The 22610-nt window shown below is 38.9% G+C and carries 25 protein-coding genes, 4 tRNA genes and 1 riboswitch; of the genes, 16 read left to right on the forward strand and 13 right to left on the reverse strand.

Annotated elements, in window-relative coordinates:
* Positions 1-8: 8 nt before the first annotated feature.
* Entirely contained in the window at positions 9-272 is a 264-nt protein-coding gene (locus ACINWC141_RS18465) for a YfhL family 4Fe-4S dicluster ferredoxin (RefSeq protein WP_034679161.1), read from the reverse strand.
* Position 273: 1 nt separating this feature from the next.
* Positions 274-765 (reverse strand): pantetheine-phosphate adenylyltransferase, encoded by a 492-nt coding sequence (gene coaD / locus ACINWC141_RS18470; protein WP_023274310.1) that lies wholly within the window; start codon positions 763-765, stop codon positions 274-276.
* A 134-nt stretch (positions 766-899) separates the two neighbouring features.
* On the opposite strand from coaD, the gene smpB reads away from it, so the two are divergent.
* Positions 900-1376 (forward strand): SsrA-binding protein SmpB, encoded by a 477-nt coding sequence (gene smpB / locus ACINWC141_RS18475; RefSeq protein ID WP_009393793.1) that lies wholly within the window; start codon positions 900-902, stop codon positions 1374-1376.
* A 47-nt stretch (positions 1377-1423) separates the two neighbouring features.
* Here the strand turns inward: smpB and ACINWC141_RS18480 are convergent, their stop codons facing one another.
* The 3 genes from ACINWC141_RS18480 to rluD all read right to left on the reverse strand — a co-directional run bounded on the left by ACINWC141_RS18480 (position 1424) and on the right by rluD (position 3966).
* The gene (locus ACINWC141_RS18480) at positions 1424-1975 is read right to left on the reverse strand and encodes a flavodoxin family protein (protein WP_034679165.1); all 552 of its coding nucleotides are present in this window, start codon (positions 1973-1975) and stop codon (positions 1424-1426) included.
* A gap of 190 nt (positions 1976-2165) precedes the next feature.
* Complete coding sequence (gene pgeF, locus ACINWC141_RS18485; protein ID WP_009393905.1) at positions 2166-2903, reverse strand: peptidoglycan editing factor PgeF; 738 nt, start codon at positions 2901-2903, stop codon at positions 2166-2168.
* A 10-nt stretch (positions 2904-2913) separates the two neighbouring features.
* Positions 2914-3966, reverse strand: a complete 1053-nt coding sequence (rluD, locus tag ACINWC141_RS18490; RefSeq protein ID WP_009393913.1) for a 23S rRNA pseudouridine(1911/1915/1917) synthase RluD — start codon at positions 3964-3966, stop codon at positions 2914-2916.
* A 71-nt stretch (positions 3967-4037) separates the two neighbouring features.
* Here rluD and ACINWC141_RS18495 point away from each other — a divergent pair, with 71 nt between their 5' ends.
* Entirely contained in the window at positions 4038-5201 is a 1164-nt protein-coding gene (locus ACINWC141_RS18495) for an outer membrane protein assembly factor BamD (protein ID WP_009393888.1), read from the forward strand.
* A gap of 157 nt (positions 5202-5358) precedes the next feature.
* Positions 5359-7233, forward strand: a complete 1875-nt coding sequence (locus ACINWC141_RS18500; RefSeq protein WP_009393824.1) for a DNA primase — start codon at positions 5359-5361, stop codon at positions 7231-7233.
* Here the strand turns inward: ACINWC141_RS18500 and hemA are convergent.
* A complete protein-coding gene (gene hemA, locus ACINWC141_RS18505; protein ID WP_009393803.1) occupies positions 7230-8516 on the reverse strand; it encodes a glutamyl-tRNA reductase in 1287 nt (428 codons plus the stop codon). The genes ACINWC141_RS18500 and hemA overlap by 4 nt on opposite strands.
* Before the next feature lie 88 nt (positions 8517-8604).
* On the opposite strand from hemA, the gene ACINWC141_RS18510 reads away from it, so the two are divergent.
* The 11 genes from ACINWC141_RS18510 to panD all read left to right on the forward strand — a co-directional run bounded on the left by ACINWC141_RS18510 (position 8605) and on the right by panD (position 14677).
* On the forward strand, positions 8605-10314 hold the full coding sequence (locus ACINWC141_RS18510; protein ID WP_204389625.1) for a tetratricopeptide repeat protein: 1710 nt from the start codon (positions 8605-8607) through the stop codon (positions 10312-10314).
* 4 nt (positions 10315-10318) lie between these two features.
* Positions 10319-10897: a lipoprotein insertase outer membrane protein LolB gene (gene lolB / locus ACINWC141_RS18515; RefSeq protein WP_009393830.1), complete on the forward strand. Its 579-nt coding sequence runs from the start codon at positions 10319-10321 to the stop codon at positions 10895-10897.
* Positions 10898-10915: 18 nt separating this feature from the next.
* On the forward strand, positions 10916-11749 hold the full coding sequence (gene ispE / locus ACINWC141_RS18520; RefSeq protein ID WP_034679170.1) for a 4-(cytidine 5'-diphospho)-2-C-methyl-D-erythritol kinase: 834 nt from the start codon (positions 10916-10918) through the stop codon (positions 11747-11749).
* Positions 11748-11822 (forward strand) — tRNA-Gln (locus tag ACINWC141_RS18525). Before ispE ends, ACINWC141_RS18525 begins: the two co-directional genes overlap by 2 nt.
* A gap of 26 nt (positions 11823-11848) precedes the next feature.
* Positions 11849-11923 (forward strand) — tRNA-Gln (locus ACINWC141_RS18530).
* Between the two features lie 20 nt (positions 11924-11943).
* Positions 11944-12018, forward strand: a tRNA-Gln gene (locus ACINWC141_RS18535).
* Positions 12019-12109: 91 nt separating this feature from the next.
* Positions 12110-12184, forward strand: a tRNA-Gln gene (locus ACINWC141_RS18540).
* 36 nt (positions 12185-12220) lie between these two features.
* Positions 12221-13171, forward strand: a complete 951-nt coding sequence (locus ACINWC141_RS18545; RefSeq protein ID WP_002120445.1) for a ribose-phosphate pyrophosphokinase — start codon at positions 12221-12223, stop codon at positions 13169-13171.
* Positions 13172-13266: 95 nt separating this feature from the next.
* On the forward strand, positions 13267-13563 hold the full coding sequence (rplY, locus tag ACINWC141_RS18550) for a 50S ribosomal protein L25 (protein ID WP_009393890.1): 297 nt from the start codon (positions 13267-13269) through the stop codon (positions 13561-13563).
* Between the two features lie 20 nt (positions 13564-13583).
* Entirely contained in the window at positions 13584-14165 is a 582-nt protein-coding gene (pth, locus tag ACINWC141_RS18555) for an aminoacyl-tRNA hydrolase (RefSeq protein ID WP_003653332.1), read from the forward strand.
* Between the two features lie 131 nt (positions 14166-14296).
* Positions 14297-14677, forward strand: a complete 381-nt coding sequence (panD, locus tag ACINWC141_RS18560; protein WP_002120296.1) for an aspartate 1-decarboxylase — start codon at positions 14297-14299, stop codon at positions 14675-14677.
* A gap of 46 nt (positions 14678-14723) precedes the next feature.
* Here panD and ACINWC141_RS18565 read toward each other — a convergent pair whose 3' ends face one another.
* Both ACINWC141_RS18565 and ACINWC141_RS18570 read right to left on the reverse strand, forming a co-directional pair.
* Entirely contained in the window at positions 14724-15284 is a 561-nt protein-coding gene (locus tag ACINWC141_RS18565; RefSeq protein ID WP_009393827.1) for a GDYXXLXY domain-containing protein, read from the reverse strand.
* Positions 15281-17065, reverse strand: coding sequence for a DUF2157 domain-containing protein (locus ACINWC141_RS18570; RefSeq protein ID WP_034679173.1), 1785 nt, complete (start codon positions 17063-17065; stop codon positions 15281-15283). The genes ACINWC141_RS18565 and ACINWC141_RS18570 overlap by 4 nt, the downstream gene beginning before the upstream one ends.
* A gap of 176 nt (positions 17066-17241) precedes the next feature.
* Positions 17242-17392: riboswitch (FMN riboswitch) on the forward strand.
* Positions 17393-17482: 90 nt separating this feature from the next.
* Between ACINWC141_RS18570 and ribB the strand changes: the two genes are divergently transcribed.
* Positions 17483-18142: a 3,4-dihydroxy-2-butanone-4-phosphate synthase gene (gene ribB / locus ACINWC141_RS18575; protein ID WP_009393748.1), complete on the forward strand. Its 660-nt coding sequence runs from the start codon at positions 17483-17485 to the stop codon at positions 18140-18142.
* A 58-nt stretch (positions 18143-18200) separates the two neighbouring features.
* On the opposite strand, the gene ACINWC141_RS18580 is transcribed toward ribB, so the two are convergent.
* Positions 18201-18875 carry an HAD-IA family hydrolase gene (locus ACINWC141_RS18580; RefSeq protein ID WP_009393880.1) on the reverse strand — a complete coding sequence of 225 codons (675 nt, stop codon included), beginning with the start codon at positions 18873-18875 and terminating at the stop codon, positions 18201-18203.
* A gap of 97 nt (positions 18876-18972) precedes the next feature.
* Here ACINWC141_RS18580 and ACINWC141_RS18585 point away from each other — a divergent pair, with 97 nt between their 5' ends.
* Positions 18973-19740 (forward strand): hydroxymethylpyrimidine/phosphomethylpyrimidine kinase, encoded by a 768-nt coding sequence (locus ACINWC141_RS18585; RefSeq protein WP_009393923.1) that lies wholly within the window; start codon positions 18973-18975, stop codon positions 19738-19740.
* A 43-nt stretch (positions 19741-19783) separates the two neighbouring features.
* On the opposite strand, the gene lysM is transcribed toward ACINWC141_RS18585, so the two are convergent.
* The 4 genes from lysM to fabD all read right to left on the reverse strand — a co-directional run bounded on the left by lysM (position 19784) and on the right by fabD (position 22481).
* Positions 19784-20257 carry a peptidoglycan-binding protein LysM gene (lysM, locus tag ACINWC141_RS18590; protein WP_009393958.1) on the reverse strand — a complete coding sequence of 158 codons (474 nt, stop codon included), beginning with the start codon at positions 20255-20257 and terminating at the stop codon, positions 19784-19786.
* Between the two features lie 185 nt (positions 20258-20442).
* Positions 20443-20679 carry an acyl carrier protein gene (acpP, locus tag ACINWC141_RS18595; protein WP_004641570.1) on the reverse strand — a complete coding sequence of 79 codons (237 nt, stop codon included), beginning with the start codon at positions 20677-20679 and terminating at the stop codon, positions 20443-20445.
* An 84-nt stretch (positions 20680-20763) separates the two neighbouring features.
* Positions 20764-21498 carry a 3-oxoacyl-ACP reductase FabG gene (gene fabG, locus ACINWC141_RS18600; RefSeq protein ID WP_009393915.1) on the reverse strand — a complete coding sequence of 245 codons (735 nt, stop codon included), beginning with the start codon at positions 21496-21498 and terminating at the stop codon, positions 20764-20766.
* Positions 21495-22481, reverse strand: coding sequence for an ACP S-malonyltransferase (gene fabD / locus ACINWC141_RS18605; protein WP_009393944.1), 987 nt, complete (start codon positions 22479-22481; stop codon positions 21495-21497). Before fabD ends, fabG begins: the two co-directional genes overlap by 4 nt.
* Between the last annotated feature and the right edge of the window lie 129 nt (positions 22482-22610).

The raw sequence follows: 22610 nt of genomic DNA on the forward strand, positions 1-22610 counted from the left end.
TTTATTTACTAATTGCTCGTGCTTTTTTGAGCAATTAATTTTTTATATTTGTCCAAGAGCTGCTCTTCCGTTTCTTCATGCTGTGGATCTTTAGGAATACAATCTACAGGACAAAATAACTGACATTGCGGTTGGTCATGATGACCAACGCACTCAGTGCATAAATCTGGATGAATTTCATAAATCACTTCACCCATGAAAATTGCTTCATTGGGGCAAACTGGTTCACAAACATCACAGTTTATGCATTCATCGGTGATATATAACGACACGTTACCAACCTTGTTGATGTTTACGTTCAAAAGCCTCAACCACAGCTTGCGGAACAAACTTGGTTACATCCCCTTTTAAACGAGCAATTTCCCGAATCAATGTCGAAGAAATAAATGAATACTGCTCAGATGGTGTTAAAAACACCGCTTCAAAATGTGGGTCAAGTTGACGGTTCATATTGGCAAGTTGAAATTCATATTCAAAATCAGAAACCGCTCTTAAACCACGAAGTACTGCTGTTGCCTTTTGCTCTCTGAAAAAATTAACCAGTAAACCATCAAAGCCGACAAATTCAACATTTGATAGATGGCTTAGTGATTTTTGAGCCAGTTCAACTCTTTCTTCTAAACTGAATAAAGGGTTTTTATGATGTCCAATTGCAATTGCTACAACAACCTCATCAAACATTCTTGATGCTCTAGTAACTAAATCAACGTGTCCATTCGTGATGGGGTCAAATGTTCCAGGATAAATTACACGCGTTTTAGACATCCGCTAGTACTCTAATTGTATTGTGAACCTATTTTAGCAAAAGTTATACATGAGGCGAAATATTCATGTGCAGGAAAAACTTCACCTTAGCATCAGTTTACGGCACAATAGACATAATTGTGGAAGTTTGAATTATGGCGAAAGCAACAGTAGTGAAAAAAAACAATGGCGGAACAATCGCACAAAATAAACGTGCCCGTCATGATTATTTTATCGAAGAAAAATTTGAAGCAGGCATGTCACTTCAAGGTTGGGAAGTAAAATCCTTACGCGCTGGGCGTATGACTTTGACGGAAAGTTATGTGATTTTCAAAAATGGCGAAGCATTTTTACTTGGCTCACAAATTCAGCCTTTATTATCGGCTTCGACCCATGTTGTACCTGAAGCAACACGTACCCGTAAGTTATTGCTCTCCCGACGTCAGCTTGAACACCTGATGGGTGCAGTTAACCAGAAAGGTTACTCATGCGTTCCTTTAGCATGTTACTGGAAAGGTCATTTAGTCAAACTAGAAATTGCGCTTGTGAAGGGTAAACAGCTTCATGACAAACGTGCAACTGAAAAAGACCGGGACTGGCAACGCGATAAAGCTCGTATATTTCATAAGTAATAAAATAAAAGCCTCTTTTCAGAGGCTTTTTTACGTCGTGAATTTCATTAGTTTAATCTATATAAAAGTCCAGCAATATATTCGCCAAACCATTTAGCTGTATCCAAGTCACCTTGTGGAGGAGTAACTTCAACAGGCGCATTATCCGATTGTGTCATTAAACCTAAACAACTCGATAATCGGTTTAAATCTTTTTCACTATGCCCTGTCGTCATTAACGGTAAACCAGACCAAAGCATGCCATGTTGCATGGCAAAAATATTTAATTGTTGTAATACTGCTAATTTATCGCCACTCAGTCCACCTGAATTTGCAAAGCCAGCCGCAAGCTTGCCTTGCCACATACGTTCTTTCCAACGTTTAGAAGTACTATCCATAAACTTTTTAAAGTCAGCAGTCATACTTCCCATATAGGTAGGCGATCCGAAAATAATGCCTTGTGATGCATCAAGCGCATCCCAATCAATATGCTCAATATTCATTAAGTGTACTTTCACCCCCATCACCTCTGCACCAGCAGCAATAGCAGAGGCCACCTTGGCCGTATGACCATAGGGACTGTGGTAGACAATAGAGAGATGTTTTTCAGGCAAAGACATAAGATTAAAATTTTGAGCGATTTTTTCTATTTTATCATTTTATTAGTGCTTGCTAAACCTACATCTATAAATATGAAATATAAGGTTTGCCCTACTACTTACTATAGAAATATTTTCAAATTAAATAAAAACTCTCTTACTTTATTTAATTACTACAAAATAAGAGAGTGAATTACATCGATTTTATAACTTATATAAAAACGAAGGTGGCCATACGTCCAGTCTTAGCATCGCGACGATAAGAAAAATATTCATCATTTTGTTTATAAGAACACTGGTCTCCGCCTAAAATCTGTTTCACGCCTAGATTTTGTAAAATAAAACGTGCAATTGCATATAAATCTGCATGAAATTTATTTGGAGCTGCTCCCTCCACAAAAGCTGTTTCCAACTCAGGATACTTGTCACAAAAAGCAGCCTTTACTTCAGCCCCGATTTCAAAACAAGGTTGGCTAATCGCAGCTCCTAGCCATGCCCAAGTTGGAGGGGTCTGCATAGCGGCAACCGTATTTTCAACAATCCCACCCGCTAAACCACGCCAACCCGCATGCAAGTTTGCGACCTCGGTACCTTCGGCATTACCTAACACGACAGGTAAGCAATCAGCGGTCATCATCATTAAAGCATGACCTTTGGTTTGAGTGACCAAACCATCACCAATTAAAGCCTTAAAAGGAATTTGTTCATTTACAGTATGGCAAATCGTACTATGTGTTTGAGTCATCCATGTCATTTTTTTAACACCGAACTTAGCAAACTCATCTAGCAATATCATGCGATGTTGCTGAACACGTTGTGTCTCATCATTAACATGTAAAGCCAGATTAAAGCCAGACAGCTCATGTTGATCTGTTGCTAATGCTAAAGGGTGTTGAACACGTGTCTGTCCTACACATACGCCTTGAGGTAAACCTTGAACAAATTCCATATACGCGTCCTTAATATGCAGCGTTTTCTGAACGTAACACATCCACTAAATGCGTAAAATCTTCAGGCCACGGCGCTTCAAATAGCATTTCTTCACCAGTACGAGGGTGTTTTAAGCCCAATTTAGCTGCATGCAATGCTTGGCGCTTAAAACCACGCAAAGTATCAATGAGTAATTCAGACGCTCCTGCTGGTACACGTACACGGTTCATATAGATCTGATCACCGATCAGTCCATAGCCGATATAACTAAAATGGATACGAATCTGATGAGTTCGACCTGTTTCAAGACGAGCTTGTACACGAGTAAAATCTTTAAAGCGTTCTTTTACATTGTAATGGGTCACCGCATCTCGTCCGCCCGGTAAAATCGCCATTTTCACACGGTCAACAGGATGACGTTTAATAGGTTCATCAATAGTACCGCCAGCAATAATATTTCCATAAACAACTAGGTCATATACACGGTAAACCGATTTGTTTGCCAACTGTTTACTTAAAGAAAATTGTGCTTCAAGGCTCTTGGCAACAACTAACAAACCGCTTGTATCTTTATCAATACGATGTACTAAACCAGCGCGAGAAAGTTCCGACAATTTTGGGAAGTGATAAAGCAAGGCATTCACTAAAGTTCCAGAACTATTACCAGCCCCTGGATGCACGACCATGCCAACTGGTTTATTAATGACTAAAATGTCGTCATCTTCATAAACAATATTAAGTGGAATATTTTCAGGTTGACTTGTGGTCTGTGCTTCGAGCTCAACTTCGAGTGTAAGTAGCTCTGTGCCTTCACAACGGTGCTTAGGCTTGACAATGTTACCATTCACCAACAGATGGCCATCCTTCAACCATTGTTTAAGCTTTTCACGTGAAAACTCATTCCACACCAAGGCTGCTACCTGATCGATACGTTGTCCCAGATAGGTTTCATCTAACTGAACTTGCAACGATAAACGTGTTGCAGTTGCATCAGAAGTATGGTTATCTGCATCCTCAGAATCTTCAAGTAAATTGAAGTCGGTTTCAGATAAGTTTGTGTTTGAAGATTGTGCTGAAGTCATTTGATCATTGAGATAAAAGTGGTTTAATAGCGCAATTGTAGCTCATTGCCCAACATAACAGAGGAGTTTTTATGTCGCTACCACGTTATAAAATTACGATGCTTGCCTTATCTTTAGGTGTAGCGTCTGCATTTGTGGGCTGTAGCAGCAATCCAAGTAAAAAAGAAGTGGTCGATAGTGGCCCACAATCTAGTGAACAAGCTTACTTCGAAAAGGCCCAAAAGTCGCTTGACCGTGGTCAATATCTTGATGCGACCAAGTCTTTAGAAGCAATCGATACTTATTATCCGACTGGACAATACGCACAACAAGCACAACTTGAACTTCTATATTCGAAATTTAAACAAAAAGATTATGAAGGCGCGATTGCCTTAGCAGAACGTTTTATTCGTTTAAATCCTCAACACCCAAATGTAGATTATGCTTACTATGTTCGTGCTGTATCGAATATGGAGCAAAACTACGACAGTTTGATGCGCTATACATCTTTGCAACAATCTCATCGTGATGTGAGTTATTTAAAAGTTGCTTATCAGAACTTTGTTGATTTAATTCGTCGTTTCCCAAGTAGTCAATATTCTGTTGATGCTGCTCAGCGTATGAAGTTCATTGGGCAAGAACTTGCTGAAAATGAAATGACTGCTGCGCGTTTTAACGTTAAACGTAAAGCTTGGATCGCAGCTGCCGAACGTTCACAATGGGTAATTGAACACTACCCACAAACTCCTCAAGTTCCAGAAGCATTAGCGACTTTGGCATATAGCTATAACCAATTAGGTGATAAAGCGACTTCACAACAATATATTGAAGTTTTAAAGCTTAATTACCCTAACTTGGTGAAAAAAGACGGCACAGTTAACATGCGTGCTGCTCGTAAAGAAGGTAACTGGATTAACCGTGCGACTCTGGGTATTTTCGGTCGAGAATCTACGGCTGCAACTCCAGAAAGCACAGCTGAAGCAGAAGCTCCAAAACGTGGTTTCCTCAATCGCGTAAGCTTTGGTTTAATTGGTAATTCAGATAAAGAAGAAGCTGAACAACCAGAAAAAACAACCGTTGAAGCTCCAAAGTCAGAACGTAGTTGGACAAATCGTTTAAGCTTCGGTTTATTAGATAAACCTGAGCCACAACCAGCAGAAAATACAACTGTTGCTCCAGCTGTTAGTTCTACAGATGGATCAACTGATTCTCAATCAGATGATGCAACAGAAGGTACTAGCGACGCTGCTCAATAAGTTACAAACTTTAAAAAGCACCAATAAACAGGCAAGTGATACCACTTGCCTGTTTGTTTTTATAAAATATTAAAATATTTATTGTGTAGATCTTGCTTCATCATGTCAGAATATTCTGACTCATTCTCTCATCAGTTTTAATACGGTTATCTGAATTATGGCAATTCCACAACATACGATTGATCAGATTTTAGATCGCACAGATATTGTCGATCTGATTGGTCAGCGTGTGAAATTGAAAAAGACGGGACGTACATATTCCGGCTGTTGCCCTTTTCATCAAGAAAAATCTCCATCGTTCCATGTCTATCGAGACAAGCAGTATTATCACTGCTTTGGTTGTCAGGCTAACGGGAACGCGATCCGTTTTCTGATGGATATTGATAATCGAAACTTTATCGATGTCATGAAAGAGTTATCGAGTAGTGCTGGAGTCGAATTACCCAAAGATAATACTGAAAATAAAAAGCTGTCTTATACCCGTCAGGTTACCAAGCCACCAGTTGCTAAAGCAAATACGGCGGAGCCTGTAAATCCGACTTCGCAACAGCCAACAGATGAAAGTTACAACACGCTTGAACCTGTATTTTTTGATGACCCGTTTGCTCAGTTTGAGCAGCCTTTTAGCTTTGATGAGCCAGTTCAAGAAGGTAATTTATATGACTTACTCGAAAATGTTGCCCAGTTCTATGAACATCAGTTACCTAATAGTCAAAAGGCAAAAAACTACTTTAAACAACGTGGCTTAACCAATCAGACGATTCAATTTTGGCGCTTAGGCTATGCACCAGAAGATTGGCAACACTTAGAAAAAGCTTTTCCTTATGACATTGATGGTTTAAAGCAACTTGGACTTATCCGTTCAAGTGATAGTGGTCGTGATTTTGACTTATTACGTGACCGGGTCATTTTCCCAATTCGAGACCCTAAAGGCCGTGTCGTTGGTTTTGGTGGTCGTGCCTTAAATGATGAAATTAAACCTAAATACATTAACTCACCAGACTCAGAGGTCTTTCATAAAAATCAGCTGCTTTACGGGCTTTATGAAGGTAGAAAACTTAAGTCTAGCGACTGGTTAATGGTTGAAGGCTACATGGATGTCATTGCGCTTCAGCAATATGGCATTACAGGAGCCGTCGCAACTTTAGGAACTGCAAGTAATACAGAACATCTTAATATTTTATTTAAACAAAATAGCCGTATTACCATTGCTTTTGATGGCGATGCTGCGGGTCAAAAAGCAGCACGCAGAACATTAGAAATTGCTTTACCACTTCTTAATGATGGGCGCGAACTCAAATTTTTTGTTCTACCGAATGACCATGACCCAGACTCTCTTATCCGTCGTGAAGGGCTTGAAAATTTCCAAAAACTATTACAACAGGCCCCTCTTTTGTCTGATTTTGTCTTTGCCCATTTAACAGGACAACACGACATTAGCACCCCAGAAGGCAAAAGCTTGGTCATGGGTGAACTCAGAGAACTGACTGACCTATTACCCAAACAGGGCTCTTTCCGTTATTTACTTAATCAGTCTTTTCGTGAAAAACTTGGACTGGGTAAACGTTTTACCCCGCAAATCAGCCATGATGCCTCGCTCTCATTTAATATTCATACTAAAGATGAAGACTTTGCGATTGCAATTTTAATGCATCATCCTTTTCTTTATATTCATTTTGAAGGGTTACGTGCCTATATTCAGCAAGATGAATTATTGGCAAAAGTTCTAGCTATTTTAAATCGTATTTTTGATGATTTACCGGATGACCAAGAGTTAGCAACTTATTATGTGCTTGGCGCTTGTAGTAGTTATTGTCATGAAATTGCCGATATTATGCAGAGAACGAATATACAGGCATTAACACAGGCGCCTGAAGTCGCTGACAAATTGGCCAAAGAATATGCTTTAGGCTTAAAAGAAAGATATTTACGTCAAAAGCTTAAATCACCAATTTCTCTGATTGAATCAAGAAATCTAAGACAACAACTCAATGAATTAACAAAACAAATTAGCTTAAGACTGTTGTCTTAGTGTTTTGGCTTACGCTCATGATCAAACACATGCTGTAAATGCTGTTGCAACCATTCGAAATAATCAGGATTTTCTGCCTTGGCAGCTTCGCGCAACAAGATAGATGTAGGATGCATAAGCTTTTGTGTCAAACGATGCGCGAATTGCTGCAATACCTGTTCGACATTTTCACCGTGATGCAAAGCCTCTAATGCGTGCGTAAGCTCTTGTTGACTAATTTCTTCACTATGTTGGCGGTAAGCATGAATTGTGCTGCCAGCCTCTTTAACTTTTTGATGAGTAATAAGCTGAGTAGCCAACTGATTAACCATTACCTCTGCTTCAACAGCTGCCTGACGTCGTTGAGCAAGGTTCTCATCAATCACACTTTGTAAATCATCAACACCATACAAATAGACGCCATCAAGTGCTTCAACTTTAGGATCTATATCACGAGGTACAGCCAAATCAACCATTAACATTTGTTGATAGCGACGTTTCTTTAATGCGGCCTTAACATCTGGATAAGCAATAACTTGATATAAACTACCGGTACAGCTCGACACAACATCAGCACGATACAAGTTTTCAGCCAAGGCTGCAAAATCAATAATTTCAACTTCAACCTGATGTGAAATTTCTTGAGCTAATTGGTCAGCACGCTCACGGCTACGATTACAAATAATAATTTTGGCGACGCCCATTTCAGCCAAATGTTTAGCAACCAAGCTATTCATTTCACCTGCAGCAACGACCATCACAGTAAGTTTTTCGGGTTTACTAAAAACTTGTAAAGCTAATTGTGCAACCGCATACCCCATCGAAACAGCATGGCTACCTACCGCAGTTTCAGAACGTACCCGTTTAGCAGCATAAAAAGCATATTCAAAAACACTGTTTAATTCAGGAGAGACCGTTTGAGCTTCTTTAGACAGTGCCAAAGCACTTTTGACTTGCCCTAAAATTTGCGGTTCACCTAGCATAAGAGAGTCGAGACCACTTGCAACTCGCATTAAATGTGTAATTGCCTGCGTGTTCTCGTAACGATAAACATGATGAATTAAGTTCTTTACATCAATATTATTGGCATCGGCTAGCCATTTCAGAAGGCTTTCGGCATTTTCTGCCATGGCATAAATTTCTGTACGGTTACACGTAGAAACGACCACCAAATCTTTTAAGCTTTGGTGATGGTTTTTTTGTTCGGCAAGCAAATTACTTAATCGCTCTGCATTGAAAGCAATTTGTTCGCGGAGTTCGACAGAAGCTGTTTGATGGTTGACACCCAATGCAAAGAAAGACATATCAGATCATCATTTCGCTAAATTTATGCTATTGTGCAACATCGGTGTCATAAAAAGCATTACTTTGGATCAATAAAAATTGCGTCAAATGAATAGCCGTATTAATTTTAACGGTGCTTCGATAAGACAGTATTCTACCACATTCTTATTGTTAGGTAGCATGTCCTCGCATGTCTATGCACGTCCTGTGCAAGAGACCTATGCCGTGCATTCATTTGATCAGGCATTAGAGCAGACGATGGTCGCTGAATTTGCCCTAGCCTATGATGATATTCCTAATGCTTTGCACAATTACACAGTACTCGCAATTAAAAGCAACTCTACTTCAATTAAGCAGCGCGCTTTAGATGTTGCCCTTGAATATAATGATTTTCAAGCCGCTTTAAATATTGCTACACATTGGGTAGCCCAAGAACCCAAAGATGTACCGGCCTTATTCTATTTGTCACATATTGCTTTAAAAACACATGAGTACCAGCTTGCTGCTGAAACATTAGATAAAATTTTAAAAATAGATCCTACTGCTGATTTAGAAGAAATTTTAGCCAGCATTGCCCCAGAAAATGCTCAAGATCGAGATGTATTATTAACAGCTTTACGTTCTAGTGCAGAAAAAGACAACCCTTCTATTTTAGCACTTATTGCCAACTTAGAAGCTCAAAATGGTCAACTACAATCTGCTTTAACTAACATTAACAAGGCCTTACGTCGACGTCCTAAAGTGACGAGCTTTATTTTAATGAAAGCAAACCTACTCATTGCGTTGAGCGATCAAGAAGGTGCACTTAAATGGTATGCAAAGTCCAGCCGTAAATATAAGAAAAATTTAGATATTCGTTTAGCTGAAATCCGCTATCTCATACAAATTAATCAATCTCAGCTCGCCTTAGAAAAACTTGAAAATGTTATCGAGGCTAATCCCAAAGCTGAAGAAGCATTGTTTATTGCAGGCTTAACCAGTATTGATTTAAAACAATATGACAAAGCAGAACAATATCTTGTTGACCTACGAAACTCTGCAAAATATCAAAATGAAGCTTATTATTACTTAGCCATTAATGCAGAACGCAAACAGCACTATGAAACCGCAAAAGCTTACTATCGTTTGGTTGATGGCAGCTTATACGTCGTTTCCAGACGCAATCTGATTGCAATATACGATAAACAAGAAAATTTACATGATGCTTTACGGTTCCTCACTCAAGAGCGCGTAAATTATCCTCAACATGCAAGTTTCTTATATCAAGCTCAAGCTGAAATTTTAAAGAAAATGGGCAATAAAAAAGCTGCATTAAATTTATTAGATGAAGCAATAAAGAATTTACCGGATGATCCGGAACTTATTTACGCAGAAGTTTTATTACTTGATCCCTATACTGACCGCGACAAGCTCGACAAAACATTAAAGCAATTATTACAACTTGAACCCAATAGTCCAACTTACCTAAATGCATACGCTTATACACTAGCCCTGCAAAACCGTAGGTTAAAAGAAGCACGTCAATATGCAGAGCAAGCCTTAGAATACGCGCCAGAACAAGCCTCAATTCTTGATACGCTTGGCTATATTGCATTTTTACAGAATGATTATGAAGCTGCGGCAGAAGCTTTAGGTAAAGCTTATGAACTTAGCCACAATATAAATATTGGTGTTCGGTATGCTAAAGCGTTGTATATGCAAGGATCATTAACTCAATTTAGCGCCGTGTTACAACAACTGAAACAAAAACATGCTAATGATCCACAATTACAACAGCTTGATGCGTTAATTTTACCTACATCTGCAAAAAAGAGTTAAACATATGAGCAAATTTGCCCAACTGTGCACAGCGATCTGTGGGTCAAGTGTATTATTTCTAACCGGTTGTCAGCATTTTACTCAACCAAAACCTGCGGTTACCCAGCAAATTCAAGATGAAAAACACTTTAATTTACAAGGTAAAATCGGGGTTCGCACACCACAGCAAACTGGCAGTGCTTTTTTCACTTGGGTTCAACAACAAGATAATTTTGATATCGAATTAAGCGGCATTCTAGGTGTAGGAAAAACCCAAATTCAGGGTAAACCTGGTGAAGTGAAGTTAAATAGTGCGAAAACTGGATTAATTACTGCTGCCTCTCCAGAAGAGCTATTAGAGCGTGCAACTGGTTGGCAAGCACCAATCACTCATTTAACGAGCTGGATTTTAGCTAAACCCGCAACTTTAAGTGCTCAGATCAGTAAAGATAATGAAAATCGTGTCAACCAACTCATTGAAGACGGCTGGACTGTTAATTTCAGTTATGATGGTGAACAAACTTTGCCAAATAAACTGGTTTTAAAGCAAGCTCTTGCTGAAGATAAAGAAAACCGTATTACAATGGTCATCCAAAACCGCTAAGTCTAATTATATAAATCTATGATTCGAGTTCCTTCCCCAGCTAAGCTCAACCTGTTTTTACATATTACAGGCCGACGTGAAAATGGTTATCATGAGTTACAAACTATCTTCCAAATTATTGATTTATATGACTGGATGACATTTACACCGACTTTGGATGGACAAATCGAAATTGATGGATTGAGCGAGGTTAGACCGGAAGAAAATCTGATTTATCGAGCTGCTCAAATACTAAAACCGCATGCAAAAAAATTCTGCGGTCTACACATCAAAATTGAAAAGAATATTCCAATGGGTGCAGGTCTAGGCGGAGGCTCATCCAATGCTGCCACAACCCTAATTGTGTTAAATCAATTATGGGAATGTGGACTAAATCAAAAACAACTTGCGGACTATGGTGTAAAGCTTGGTGCCGATGTTCCTATTTTTATTTATGGTAAAAATGCATGGGCTGAAGGTGTGGGTGAACATTTATCATTCATAGACTTAGATCAAAAACAGTTCATTATTTTAAAACCTGATTGTTTTATCAGCACTCAATTGCTTTTTTCACAAAAAACATTGACAAGAGACTCTAAGACCACTAAATTTTGCGCCTATCAGTTAGAACCTTCTAATTTTGGAAATAACTTTGAGCCATTGGCCCGACAGTTATACCCTGAAGTAGAAGAAGCGATGCAATATTTAGATCAATTTGGTCGAGCAAAGCTTACAGGTACAGGTGCTTGTGTTTTTATTGAAGTAACGAATGAAATGAATATTGATGAAATTCTTAAGCATTCACCATGTAAATCTTACTTGGTAAATAGTTTAAAAGAATCTCCTCTTAATCATTTTAAGGTTACATGTTAGGGGCGTCGCCAAGTGGTAAGGCACCGGGTTTTGATCTCGGCATCCGTTGGTTCGAATCCAGCCGCCCCTGCCAACCTCACCTGTAATGATGATTATATTAGGGGCGTCGCCAAGTGGTAAGGCACCGGGTTTTGATCTCGGCATCCGTTGGTTCGAATCCAGCCGCCCCTGCCATCATATACATCATCGAATTTAGGGGCGTCGCCAAGTGGTAAGGCACCGGGTTTTGATCTCGGCATCCGTTGGTTCGAATCCAGCCGCCCCTGCCATTCTCTTATTTTAAAGACAGACTTAATTGCTATGCTTTTTGTTGATTAATCTTGACATTGCATTGCAAAAATATTAAAGTTCTGCCGCATTAGGGGCGTCGCCAAGTGGTAAGGCACCGGGTTTTGATCTCGGCATCCGTTGGTTCGAATCCAGCCGCCCCTGCCATCTATTTAATTACATACCAACCGCCAAGGGTGCTTCATGCCCAATCTTGTCGTTTTTAGTGGAAATGCTCATCCACAGTTCGCTCAAAAAGTCGTAAGTCACTTACATATCCCTCTAGGTGCTGCATCAGTCGGTCACTTTTCTGATGGAGAAATTTCAGTAGAAATTACTGAAAATGTTCGTGGCAAAGACGTATTTATCGTTCAGCCTACTTGTGCCCCTACCAATGATAACCTTATGGAAATCTTGGTTATGGCAGATGCTTTGCGTCGTGCAAGTGCTGGTCGTATTACCGCAGTTATCCCTTATTTTGGTTATGCTCGCCAAGACCGTCGTCCACGTTCTGCACGTGTGCCGATTACAGCTAAAGTTGTTGCAGACATGCTTACCACTGTTGGTATTGATCGTGTCGTAATGATTGACTTACATGCTGACCAAATTCAGGGTTTCTTCGATATTCCAGTCGACAACATCTATGGTACTCCTGCTTTGCTTGCTGACTTACGTCAACAACAGCATGATAACCTTATGGTGGTTTCTCCTGACGTTGGTGGCGTAGTACGTGCTCGTGCCGTTGCTAAACAGATGGGTGACATCGATTTAGCAATCATTGATAAACGTCGTCAAAAAGCCAATGAGTCGCAAGTTATGCACTTAATTGGTGACGTGAAAGATCGTGATTGCGTTATCGTAGATGACATGGTGGATACTGCTGGTACATTGTGTAAAGCAGCTGATGCGCTTAAGCAATTCGGTGCACGCCGTGTAGTTGCATACGCAACTCACCCTGTACTTTCAGGTAAGGCTATTGAAAACTTACGTAATTCAGTTATTGATGAATTGGTTGTTACTGACACCATTCCTCTTTCTGAAGAAGCACTAACCTTGGGCAAAATCCGTCAGGTTTCTGTTGCTAGCATGGTTGCTGAAACGATTCGTCGTATTAATAACGAAGAGTCTATCAGTGCGATGTTCGATAGTTTATAATATTGCAGCTTTTCTTAACCCTGGCCTTGGCTGGGGTTTTCTATCACTAAACTGGTCGCAAGTTTAGTCTATTTAACTTTAATGAGGATTTACTCATGTCAAACTTCGTATTAAACGCTCAAGCGCGTGCTGAAGACAAGCAAGGGAAAGGTGCGAGCCGCCGCCTTCGTCGTGAAGCTTTAATTCCAGCTATCATCTATGGTGGTGAAGCTGAGCCTGTAAGTGTTACTTTAGAACTTCGTGAGCTTGTAAAAGCTTTAGAAAACAAAGCATTCTTTGAAGAAGTTGTAGAAATCAAAGTGGGCGACAAAGTTGAAAACGTTAAAATCCAAGCGTTACAACGTCACCCAGCAAAAAACACTCCTATGCACGCTGACTTTAAACGCGCATAAGTGTTAAAAGGCGTAGATTAGTGTCAAATATTTCGCTAATTGTTGGTTTGGGCAATCCTGGTTCAGAATATGCCCAAACCCGTCATAATGCAGGTTTTTGGTTCATTGAACAGCTTGCTAATAAATATGGCATTACATTAAAAAATGATCCGAAATTTCACGGAATCAGTGGACGTGGTAATATAGAAGGACACGATGTCCGCCTACTTCTACCCACTACATTTATGAACCGTTCTGGACAAAGTGTAGTTCCATTTGCAAAATTTTATCAAATTGCTCCCGAAGCAATTTTGATTGCTCATGATGAACTTGATATGAATCCTGGTGTAATTCGTCTAAAAACAGGCGGAGGACATGGTGGTCATAATGGTTTACGTGACATTGTCCCTCATATTGGTCCAAATTTTCATCGTTTACGTATTGGTATCGGACACCCTGGCTCAAAAGAAAGAGTTTCAGGTCATGTACTTGGAAAAGCACCAAGTAGTGAACAAAGTCTGATGGATGCAGCAATTGATCATGCCCTTTCTAAAGTGAAACTACTTGTTCAAGGTCAAGTTCCACAGGCCATGAATCAAATCAATGCATATAAACCCACTTAAATTGTTGAACAATCAAGCTTGCTATCTTGCTTTTTTAGGAGCAAAATGCGCATCAGCCACTTTGCCAACAGCAAAAGCTATAGATTTCATCATAAGATCTTAATCTTAGGTCTACTCAGGAGACGCTAGCCATGCTATCTCGTTTATTAAAATGCAAAATTCACCGTGCAGTTGTAACCCATGCTGAACTTCACTATGAAGGTTCTTGTGCAATTGATGGCGTATTGATGGACTTAGCTGGTATTCGTGAATATGAAGAAATTCATGTTTGGAATGTAACCAATGGCAAACGCTTCACAACCTATGCGATTCGTGGTGAAGATAACTCTGGAATTATTTCGGTAAACGGCGGTGCTGCACATCAAGCAGACGTTGGCGATTTAGTGATTATTGCGACATTTGGTGATTTTACTGAAGCTGAAGCAAATATTCATAAACCACGTTTGGTCTATGCGAACCCAAATAATACAGTTAACCACACAGCGAATTGTATTCCTGTCCAAGTTGCGTAACTTATTCTAAGAATAAAAAAGCCCGCATTGACGGGCTTTTATAATTTTATAAATCTTTAATAGCTCCTTCCCACCAATTCTTTTGCTTTTCACAATTTAATGATTGAAGCCCCTCTCCTCGTAAATCAAACAAGATCGCCTCTCCTTCAGGATTTACCTTAAATTCAGCATATTTTGCTTTCTGATAGCATTGAGCTAGACCTTCTGCAAATAAGAAACTTCTTGAAGCTGGATATAAAGCCTGTAAACGATTTTCAGGATTTTTTAAAATTAAATTTTGCCCAGTAAATGAATTGTTAGTATCTAAAATTGTGCGGACTACTCGATTTTGCGAATCCAAAATAACTTTTGCTGGAACAGAAGAATGATTAAAAATTACCTGATCTAGAGCCTTACTCTCACTTCCTGCAAGAGCTTTAAGTGATTGTAAATTTAATTCATAAGCCAGTGCCATATAGTCACCTTGTAAAATTGAGCGGGGGTCAACTGGTTTAAGCTCAATGAAAATACTTTTACTATGTTGCAAATGCCATTCATTCTTCACTACTAACGCCGCAAAAAATAATATGGTGGCCAATGCAAGAATAAGAGAAAAATACTTCTTCATTCTTTCTCTCCTTCAACAAGATCATTTTTATTTTCGCGGTGAAGTAACCAAGACAGAGCCAATAGAACAACGCCAGAAATAAAAATAGATGCGCTCTTAGCTAGAAAATTTATTTGTAGATTGTAATAAAGCTGCCAGAATACAAAAACAAATACTGCTAAGCTAACTCCATAAACCACATGGTCTTTCTTTTTTAACGCCCACGTTAAAATAATCAACAGGATGAAAATTTCAAAATATCCCAATGCAATAAGTAATATGCCAAAAGTTAAAAAGGCAAAAAATGCTGCTCCTTTAAGTTGTTTATATAAATAAAAAGAACTAAAGCAAAGTAACCAAACACTAGGCAGAAAATATAGAACCCACCTATGTTGATCTATCGAATTTTCTGGAACGAGTCCCATAAAAGTATCGAAAAAAGAAGCTACTAGAATTACTACAAGTACACATAAAAAAACACTACGCTCATATAGAGCTATTGATCCCTTCTTAGGTAAGAGCACCCAACTAAAAACCAAATAATTGAGCAAAGTTAAATTTAAATAAGTTTGATTAGAATGTATTGACCACAATGAATGATCCAGTTGTAGCAAATAGATAAAAGCGATGCCATATGTGGCAAGCATTTGAATTAAAATAAAGAACCAATGTGGTTTAAGAAAATAACTAATACACAGAATAAAAATCTGTGCAATTAAAACCCATAGAATTTGATCTGTTTCTGTACCAAGATGAAATAGGAAAGCAGTCTGTCCACTAATAAATAAACAATAGGCAAATTGTCGAAAGAAATAGCTATGTGATTTCTTTAAAAGAACAGTAGCTAATCCTACAAAAATAATTCCAATGACTAAAGAAATAGCCTCCCAAAATACCAGCGTAAAAGCAGCAAGTGCTAAACCTGCAAGCCAAGCACCAATTGCCAATGGAATGATATAAAAACGGCTTTGACGAAAAATTTTTATTAAAAGATAGCTAATCAACGCAAACCAAATAAAAATAATGCCAGCAATCAATAAAAAAATGAACTCATTAGAATCTTTGAATAAGTTATTAATTCCATCTACCAGCCATATTGTAGCTGTCACCCCGAGAACAGCAGCCATTAAACTGGCACATAGCTGATCATTTTTTTTGAAGAAATAATAAAAAGCAATTAACCCTGTAAAGAAAGCAGAGATGAGATAAGCAATATTTTCATTAGATAAATATTGAATCATTCCAATGATTGAAATAACAGCAAACCATGAGATAAAGACAAATCTTAAAGCACGATACTTCTTTATACATACCCAAAATTCGATAAGGCTTAATAAATTTAGAGCGAATAGATATAAATAAGGAAATTTTTCTGACCAAAAAGTCTGCTTAAAAAATAAAAAGAGCGTAAGTTGACTGGTAAAACAAATTAAAGCAAAAATTCCAATATTCGGGCGATATAACCACGGTAGTAAAAATAATGTCCAAAGTAAGAAAAGCAAATAACTGTCTGCACCAGTTTGATAAACCTGCCCGATTACAGCCAAACTTAGGCCTATCATCAAACCGCAAACACCATGTAAAGTCTGACTAACTCCCTCACTTAAGGTATCTTTTACGCTGATCCATGCTGTCACAACTAATATAAGCGGAGGGATGACTAGCTGAATGCTGTCTGGCAGCATTAACCAGTTAGCAGCAATTAAATAAAGAATACTGACAGCCATAAATACATAACTGAAAATATGGAGATGCTGAATAAATAAAGTATTCCTAAGGGGATAATCATCTCTTATCTGCATGAAACACCTATTTTATTTATAATTTTCTATAAAAAACATAGCATTCCATTTTCATATCAACAAGTAAGCTCTTGTTAAAAAGCCTATTTCTGTTTGCGAAAATACTTATTCTTAAAGAAACTTAGCATTCTATAAAAGCATCTAGCCAATTTTATCAAGCGCGTTATAATAAAACCCATCGCTTCAGGGCGGGGTGTAATTCCCCACCGGTGGTAAAGTTAATTTTTATTGATAAATTAACAAGCCCACGAGCTTAAATTGTGTAATTTGAGCAGATTTGGTGAAACTCCAAAGCCGACGGTATAGTCCGGATGAAAGAAGACGACGAACTGGGATAAATCCGTTTTATTTCAGTAACAGCCTGTTTTTACATCAGTCCTGAAATGTTCAACCGTATTTTTACGAGAGCGTTTCATTATGTCTAGCTTAATTCAACCAGAACTTTTTTTCTCAGCCCTCTCTCCTGCTGAACAACGCATTCAACAAGCATTAGAAGATATCCGTCAAGGCAAACCTGTCTTGGTTATGGATGACTTCGACCGTGAAAATGAAGCAGATCTCATTGTTGCAGCCGAAACTTTAACAGTAGAAACAATGGCACGTATGATTCGTGATGGCTCAGGTATCGTATGTTTATGCCTTACAGAAGAGTTAGCAGATCATCTAGAACTTCCACCAATGGTTTCTCAAAACTCAAGCCAGTTTCATACTGCTTTCACAGTAACAATAGAAGCAGCTCAAGGTGTTACCACAGGTGTTTCTGCTAAAGACCGTGTTACTACCATTCAAACTGCAATTAAAGATGGTGCTGTCCCTAGCGATCTTAACCGTCCTGGCCATGTTTTTCCTTTACGTGCACGTAATGGTGGAGTACTTACTCGCCGAGGACATACCGAGGGAACAATTGATCTAGCAAAACTAGCTGGGCTTAAACCTGCTGGCGTGTTATGCGAATTAACTAACCCAGACGGTACTATGGCTTCAGGTATTCAAGTTTTGGCTTATGCGCAAACTCATCACTTAACTGTGATTACCATTGAAGAACTTGTTCAATACCGCCAACAGCACAGTGTTTAAATAAAAAAGGTTTGGCTTTATATCAAAGCCAAACCTTTAAATTAAAACTTACTTATATTTAAGAAACTTTCTTTTGTGCTGCCACTTCTTCAATATAGTCCAAGAGTTCAGAGAATTGATTAATCATTGCTTTTGGCTGTGCTTGAGCAAGTTCCTCTGCTGTTCCATAACCATAAGTCACAGCTACCGCCTCAATACCATTATGACGTGCACCTAAAACATCATATTGACGGTCACCTACCATTAAGCATTCTTCTGAGCTTAGTTGCTCATGTTCAAGAATATAATGAATGAGTTCAGCTTTATTGGTGCGCTCACCTGTCAATTCACTGCCATAAATATGTACAAAATATTGGCTTAATTCAAAATGATCTAGGATACGTTTTGCATAAATCGTTGGTTTAGCAGTTGCAACGAATAAACGATACCCATCTTCTTTCAATGCATTAAGTGTTTGGGCAACCGATGGATATACTTCATTTTCAAATAAGCCCGTAACTGAAAAACGCTCACGATAAGCAAGTAAAGCTTGTTCAGCTAAAGCATCATCTTGCGTATCTAGAAGTTTTGCTAATGAGGCTTTTAATGGGGGACCAATTGTCCAGTCAATATTTAAATCAGCAGCTAATGGATAGCCCAACTTATCCATTGCATAGCGAATTGAAGTATGGATACCTACTTTTGGGTCTGTTAGGGTTCCATCTAAATCAATCAAAATATGTTTTATAGCCATTCAATCACTAACCCAGTAAAGTATTTAATTCAATTGGTCGAGAGTTTAATCAAACTCTCTTATACTAACGTAAATTTAAATTGAAAAGGAAATAACCGTGCGTCCAACCGTACTTTGTTTCTCGGGTTTAGACCCTTCAGGTGGTGCAGGTTTACAAGCTGATATTGAAGCGATTGGACAAAGTGGTGCTCATGCAGCAATTGCATGTACAGCGCTTACCATTCAAAACTCACAACAAGTATTTGGCTTTGAAGCAACCTCAAAAGAACTATTATTAGCTCAAGCAAATGCCGTAGTAGGTGATTTACCGATTAAATGCGTTAAGTCAGGCATGCTCGGCACTACAGATAACATTGCTGCTCTAGCGGAATTTCTTCGTGCACATCCTGACTATCAATATGTACTCGACCCAGTGTTGGTGGCAAACAGTGGTGGTTCGTTAGGTGATCAAGCAACTCTTGTCAAAGCTTTCGTTGAGCTTATTCCCCTAGCCACTGTTATTACTCCAAATACAGTCGAATTACGTGCTCTAACAGGAATCGAAAACTTAGAACAAGCGACCCAAAAACTTTTCGAAATGGGTGCTAAAGCTGTATTAGTCAAAGGTGGGCATGAAGATACACCAAATCATATTAAAAATAGTTTATATATTAATGGTGAACTTGTGGCGAGTAGTAGTTGCCCCCGCTTAGAGGGTGAGTATCACGGTTCAGGATGTTCTTTAGCTAGTTTTATTGCTGGTCGTTTAGCTTTAGGTGATTCTTTAAAAATTGCAGTTCAGCATGCTGAAACATGGTTATTTGGGGTTTTAAAAAATGCCGAGACTCCGGTACCAAATGGGCAAAAAATACCAAAAAGATTTTAAAAAGAAAAAAAGGCGCTCAAAGCGCCTTTTTTATTAACCTCAATTATTGAGGAATACGTAAAACTTGTCCTGGGAAAATCTCATCAGGATCTTTTAACATTGGTTTATTTGCTTCAAAGATTTTTGGATACTGATTTGCATCCCCATAAACTTCTTTCGCGATTTTTGAAAGGTTGTCGCCAGATTTCACTGTATAAAATTTGCTTTCTGGTTCAGGAGTCGCAACAGTCATCTGGTCATCTACGTGTGCCACATGATCAATATTCCCAACAATAAGAATAATTTTCTCTTTGTCTGCTTGGCTTTTTACCTGTCCTTTAATGATTGCAGTATCATTTGAACCGTTATAGGTTACAGATAAACCTTCTACCCCTAGACCTAAACTCTTAATTAAACCTAATAATTTATTTGCAATTTCTTGTGCAGATGGTTCTGCTGGTGTTGCTGGAGCTGGTTGTGGTTCTGCTGGTGCGGTATTTTTCTTACCAATACCTTTTACAAAATCAAAAAGACCCATCTTTTAGTCCTCATATTATTGTTTATAGTAAAGTCATTAAACTGACCTTTATTGTTATACTTCAAAAAAGTGATACCTCTGCTATCAATTAAGGTTGATCTTGTAAAAATATGTATCTCTTAATTTTTTCTCAAATAAAAAAAGCCACCTTACGGTGGCCTTCTTTTTATTCAGCAATATGCGAATTAACCAAGTTTTTTAGTTACATAGTCAATTGCAGATTGAACAGTAGTGATTTCGTTAGAATCTTCATCAGGGATAGTGATGTCGAAGTCGTTTTCGAAAGACATTACAAGTTCAACTAAATCTAAAGAGTCAGCACCTAAGTCATCCATAAAAGATGCTTCGTTTTTAATTTCTTCAGCTTTAAGACCAAGTTGTTCTGCAACCGCTTGTTTAACGCGTAGTTCGATATCGCTCACAGGAATTCTCCTCATTGCTCGTGGCGTTTGATTTGCCACTAGTTTAATTGAATATAAAAATTTTTAAAAGTTTATACATCAGCCTTAGGCCATGTATAAACCACCATTTACATGTAATACCGTACCGGTAATGTAACCTGCTTTATCACTTGCAAGGAAACTCACCGCATTTGCGATATCTTGTGGCTCACCTAAGCGATTTAAAGCCACTTGATCACTCATTTTTTTGCGAATGTCTTCACTAAGTGCATCTGTCATTTCTGTTGCAATGAAACCTGGTGCCACACTGTTCACAGTGATTTGGCGGCTACCCATCTCTTTTGCAAGACTACGGCTAAACGCTTCAATACCTGCTTTTGCAGCAGAGTAGTTCGCTTGACCTGGGTTTGCAAAGTGTGCAACAACAGAACTAATATTAATAATGCGGCCAAAGCGCGCTTTTGTCATACCTTTAAGCACACGTTTAGATAAACGATATACAGCTTTGAGGTGAATGTTGAGAATATCATCCCAATCATCTTCTGACATGCGTAGCAATAAATTGTCTTTCGTGATACCTGCATTATTAACCAAAACAAGCACAGGGCCATAGTTCTGTTCAATATGAGAAACGACTGCTTCAATCTCCTCGAGATTACGCACATCGAGAGCTAAACCTGCCCCTTGCTCACCAAAGCTTTCACTTAACTTTTGTGCGCCAGATTCAGATGTCGCAGTACCTACAACAAAATAACCGTCTTGAATAAGTTGCTGGGCAATTGCAGCGCCAATGCCCCGACTCGCGCCCGTTACTAATGCAACTTTGCGTTCTTGTGTCATGCAATTTTTCCTTCTGCCACTAAAACAGCATTTAGGGCATCTTCCATTTTACTCTTGCTATCAATAGCAAAAGCTTTTTCTATATTTGGTAAACGCTTCGCGAGATTACTCAATACTGTACCAGGGCCACACTCAACAACGTAGTGAATACCTTGGTCTTGTAAAAACTGCATCGTATCTGTCCATTGTACAGATTGGTACAATTGAGCAGTTAATGCCTGACGCAATTGAGCAACATCGGTAGCTATTCCCGCGTTGACATTTTGTATTACAGGAATGGTAGGCAGCTCAATGGCAGTTTGTTCCAAAGCTTCTGCAAATTTTTCAGCAGCAGGTTTCATCAATGAACAATGCGATGGAACCGACACAGGTAAAGCAATTGCCTTAGCAGACTGCTCTTTTGCCAAAGCCATCACTTGTTGTACAGATGCTGTACTTCCAGCAATCACGACTTGACCTTGTGAATTATAGTTTGCAGCTTCTACTGAACCTTGGCCTTCTGCATTTACGATTTGGCAAAGTTCAACCACTTTTTCATCGGCCAAACCAAGGATTGCAGCCATAGCGCCTTCCCCTTGAGGAACAGCGTTTTGCATGAGTTTGCCACGCAAATTCACGAGTTTCACTGCATCTGCCAAGCTCATAGATCCAGCAGCAACCAAAGCGCTGTATTCACCTAGAGAATGCCCTGCAAGGTATTTAGGTGCCAGACCACCTAAATCAAGCCATACACGCCATAGAGCGATACTGGCAGTTAATAACACAGGTTGGGTATTTTCTGTTTGGTTGAGACCTTCGCCACTTTGCGCAATATGCCATAGATCGAATCCAAGTGCATCTGAAGCTTCAGCAAAGGTTTGACCAACCCCACTAAACTGTTCTGCTAGTTCAGCAAGCATACCGACTTTTTGTGATCCTTGACCCGGAAACACAAACGCAGTTTTTGTGGCTAAAGCTACTTGTTCAAGACGTTTAGCAGACATAAGAAATCCTTTTTTGGGTTTTCACTCATTTCTGGAGCGGAAATTTAACATGTTATTTATATTTTTATAATTGCGAAAAACAACAAAAAAAGGGAGCTTTCGCTCCCATTTTTTCTATACTTAAGCATC

It is taken from the genome of Acinetobacter sp. WC-141, from assembly GCF_000313935.1.
Taxonomy (GTDB): domain Bacteria; phylum Pseudomonadota; class Gammaproteobacteria; order Pseudomonadales; family Moraxellaceae; genus Acinetobacter.

Bases quoted from the DNA above. Each gene is read 5' to 3' on its own strand.
- coaD (WP_023274310.1), bottom strand. From the start codon at position 765: ATGTCTAAAACGCGTGTAATTTATCCTGGAACATTTGACCCCATCACG.
- smpB (WP_009393793.1), top strand. From the start codon at position 900: ATGGCGAAAGCAACAGTAGTGAAAAAAAACAATGGCGGAACAATCGCA.
- ACINWC141_RS18480 (WP_034679165.1), bottom strand. From the start codon at position 1,975: ATGTCTTTGCCTGAAAAACATCTCTCTATTGTCTACCACAGTCCCTAT.
- pgeF (WP_009393905.1), bottom strand. From the start codon at position 2,903: ATGGAATTTGTTCAAGGTTTACCTCAAGGCGTATGTGTAGGACAGACA.
- rluD (WP_009393913.1), bottom strand. From the start codon at position 3,966: ATGACTTCAGCACAATCTTCAAACACAAACTTATCTGAAACCGACTTC.
- ACINWC141_RS18495 (WP_009393888.1), top strand. From the start codon at position 4,038: ATGTCGCTACCACGTTATAAAATTACGATGCTTGCCTTATCTTTAGGT.
- ACINWC141_RS18500 (WP_009393824.1), top strand. From the start codon at position 5,359: ATGGCAATTCCACAACATACGATTGATCAGATTTTAGATCGCACAGAT.
- hemA (WP_009393803.1), bottom strand. From the start codon at position 8,516: ATGTCTTTCTTTGCATTGGGTGTCAACCATCAAACAGCTTCTGTCGAA.
- ACINWC141_RS18510 (WP_204389625.1), top strand. From the start codon at position 8,605: ATGAATAGCCGTATTAATTTTAACGGTGCTTCGATAAGACAGTATTCT.
- lolB (WP_009393830.1), top strand. From the start codon at position 10,319: ATGAGCAAATTTGCCCAACTGTGCACAGCGATCTGTGGGTCAAGTGTA.
- ispE (WP_034679170.1), top strand. From the start codon at position 10,916: ATGATTCGAGTTCCTTCCCCAGCTAAGCTCAACCTGTTTTTACATATT.
- ACINWC141_RS18545 (WP_002120445.1), top strand. From the start codon at position 12,221: ATGCCCAATCTTGTCGTTTTTAGTGGAAATGCTCATCCACAGTTCGCT.
- rplY (WP_009393890.1), top strand. From the start codon at position 13,267: ATGTCAAACTTCGTATTAAACGCTCAAGCGCGTGCTGAAGACAAGCAA.
- panD (WP_002120296.1), top strand. From the start codon at position 14,297: ATGCTATCTCGTTTATTAAAATGCAAAATTCACCGTGCAGTTGTAACC.
- ACINWC141_RS18565 (WP_009393827.1), bottom strand. From the start codon at position 15,284: ATGAAGAAGTATTTTTCTCTTATTCTTGCATTGGCCACCATATTATTT.
- ACINWC141_RS18570 (WP_034679173.1), bottom strand. From the start codon at position 17,065: ATGCAGATAAGAGATGATTATCCCCTTAGGAATACTTTATTTATTCAG.
- ribB (WP_009393748.1), top strand. From the start codon at position 17,483: ATGTCTAGCTTAATTCAACCAGAACTTTTTTTCTCAGCCCTCTCTCCT.
- ACINWC141_RS18580 (WP_009393880.1), bottom strand. From the start codon at position 18,875: ATGGCTATAAAACATATTTTGATTGATTTAGATGGAACCCTAACAGAC.
- lysM (WP_009393958.1), bottom strand. From the start codon at position 20,257: ATGGGTCTTTTTGATTTTGTAAAAGGTATTGGTAAGAAAAATACCGCA.
- fabG (WP_009393915.1), bottom strand. From the start codon at position 21,498: ATGACACAAGAACGCAAAGTTGCATTAGTAACGGGCGCGAGTCGGGGC.
- fabD (WP_009393944.1), bottom strand. From the start codon at position 22,481: ATGTCTGCTAAACGTCTTGAACAAGTAGCTTTAGCCACAAAAACTGCG.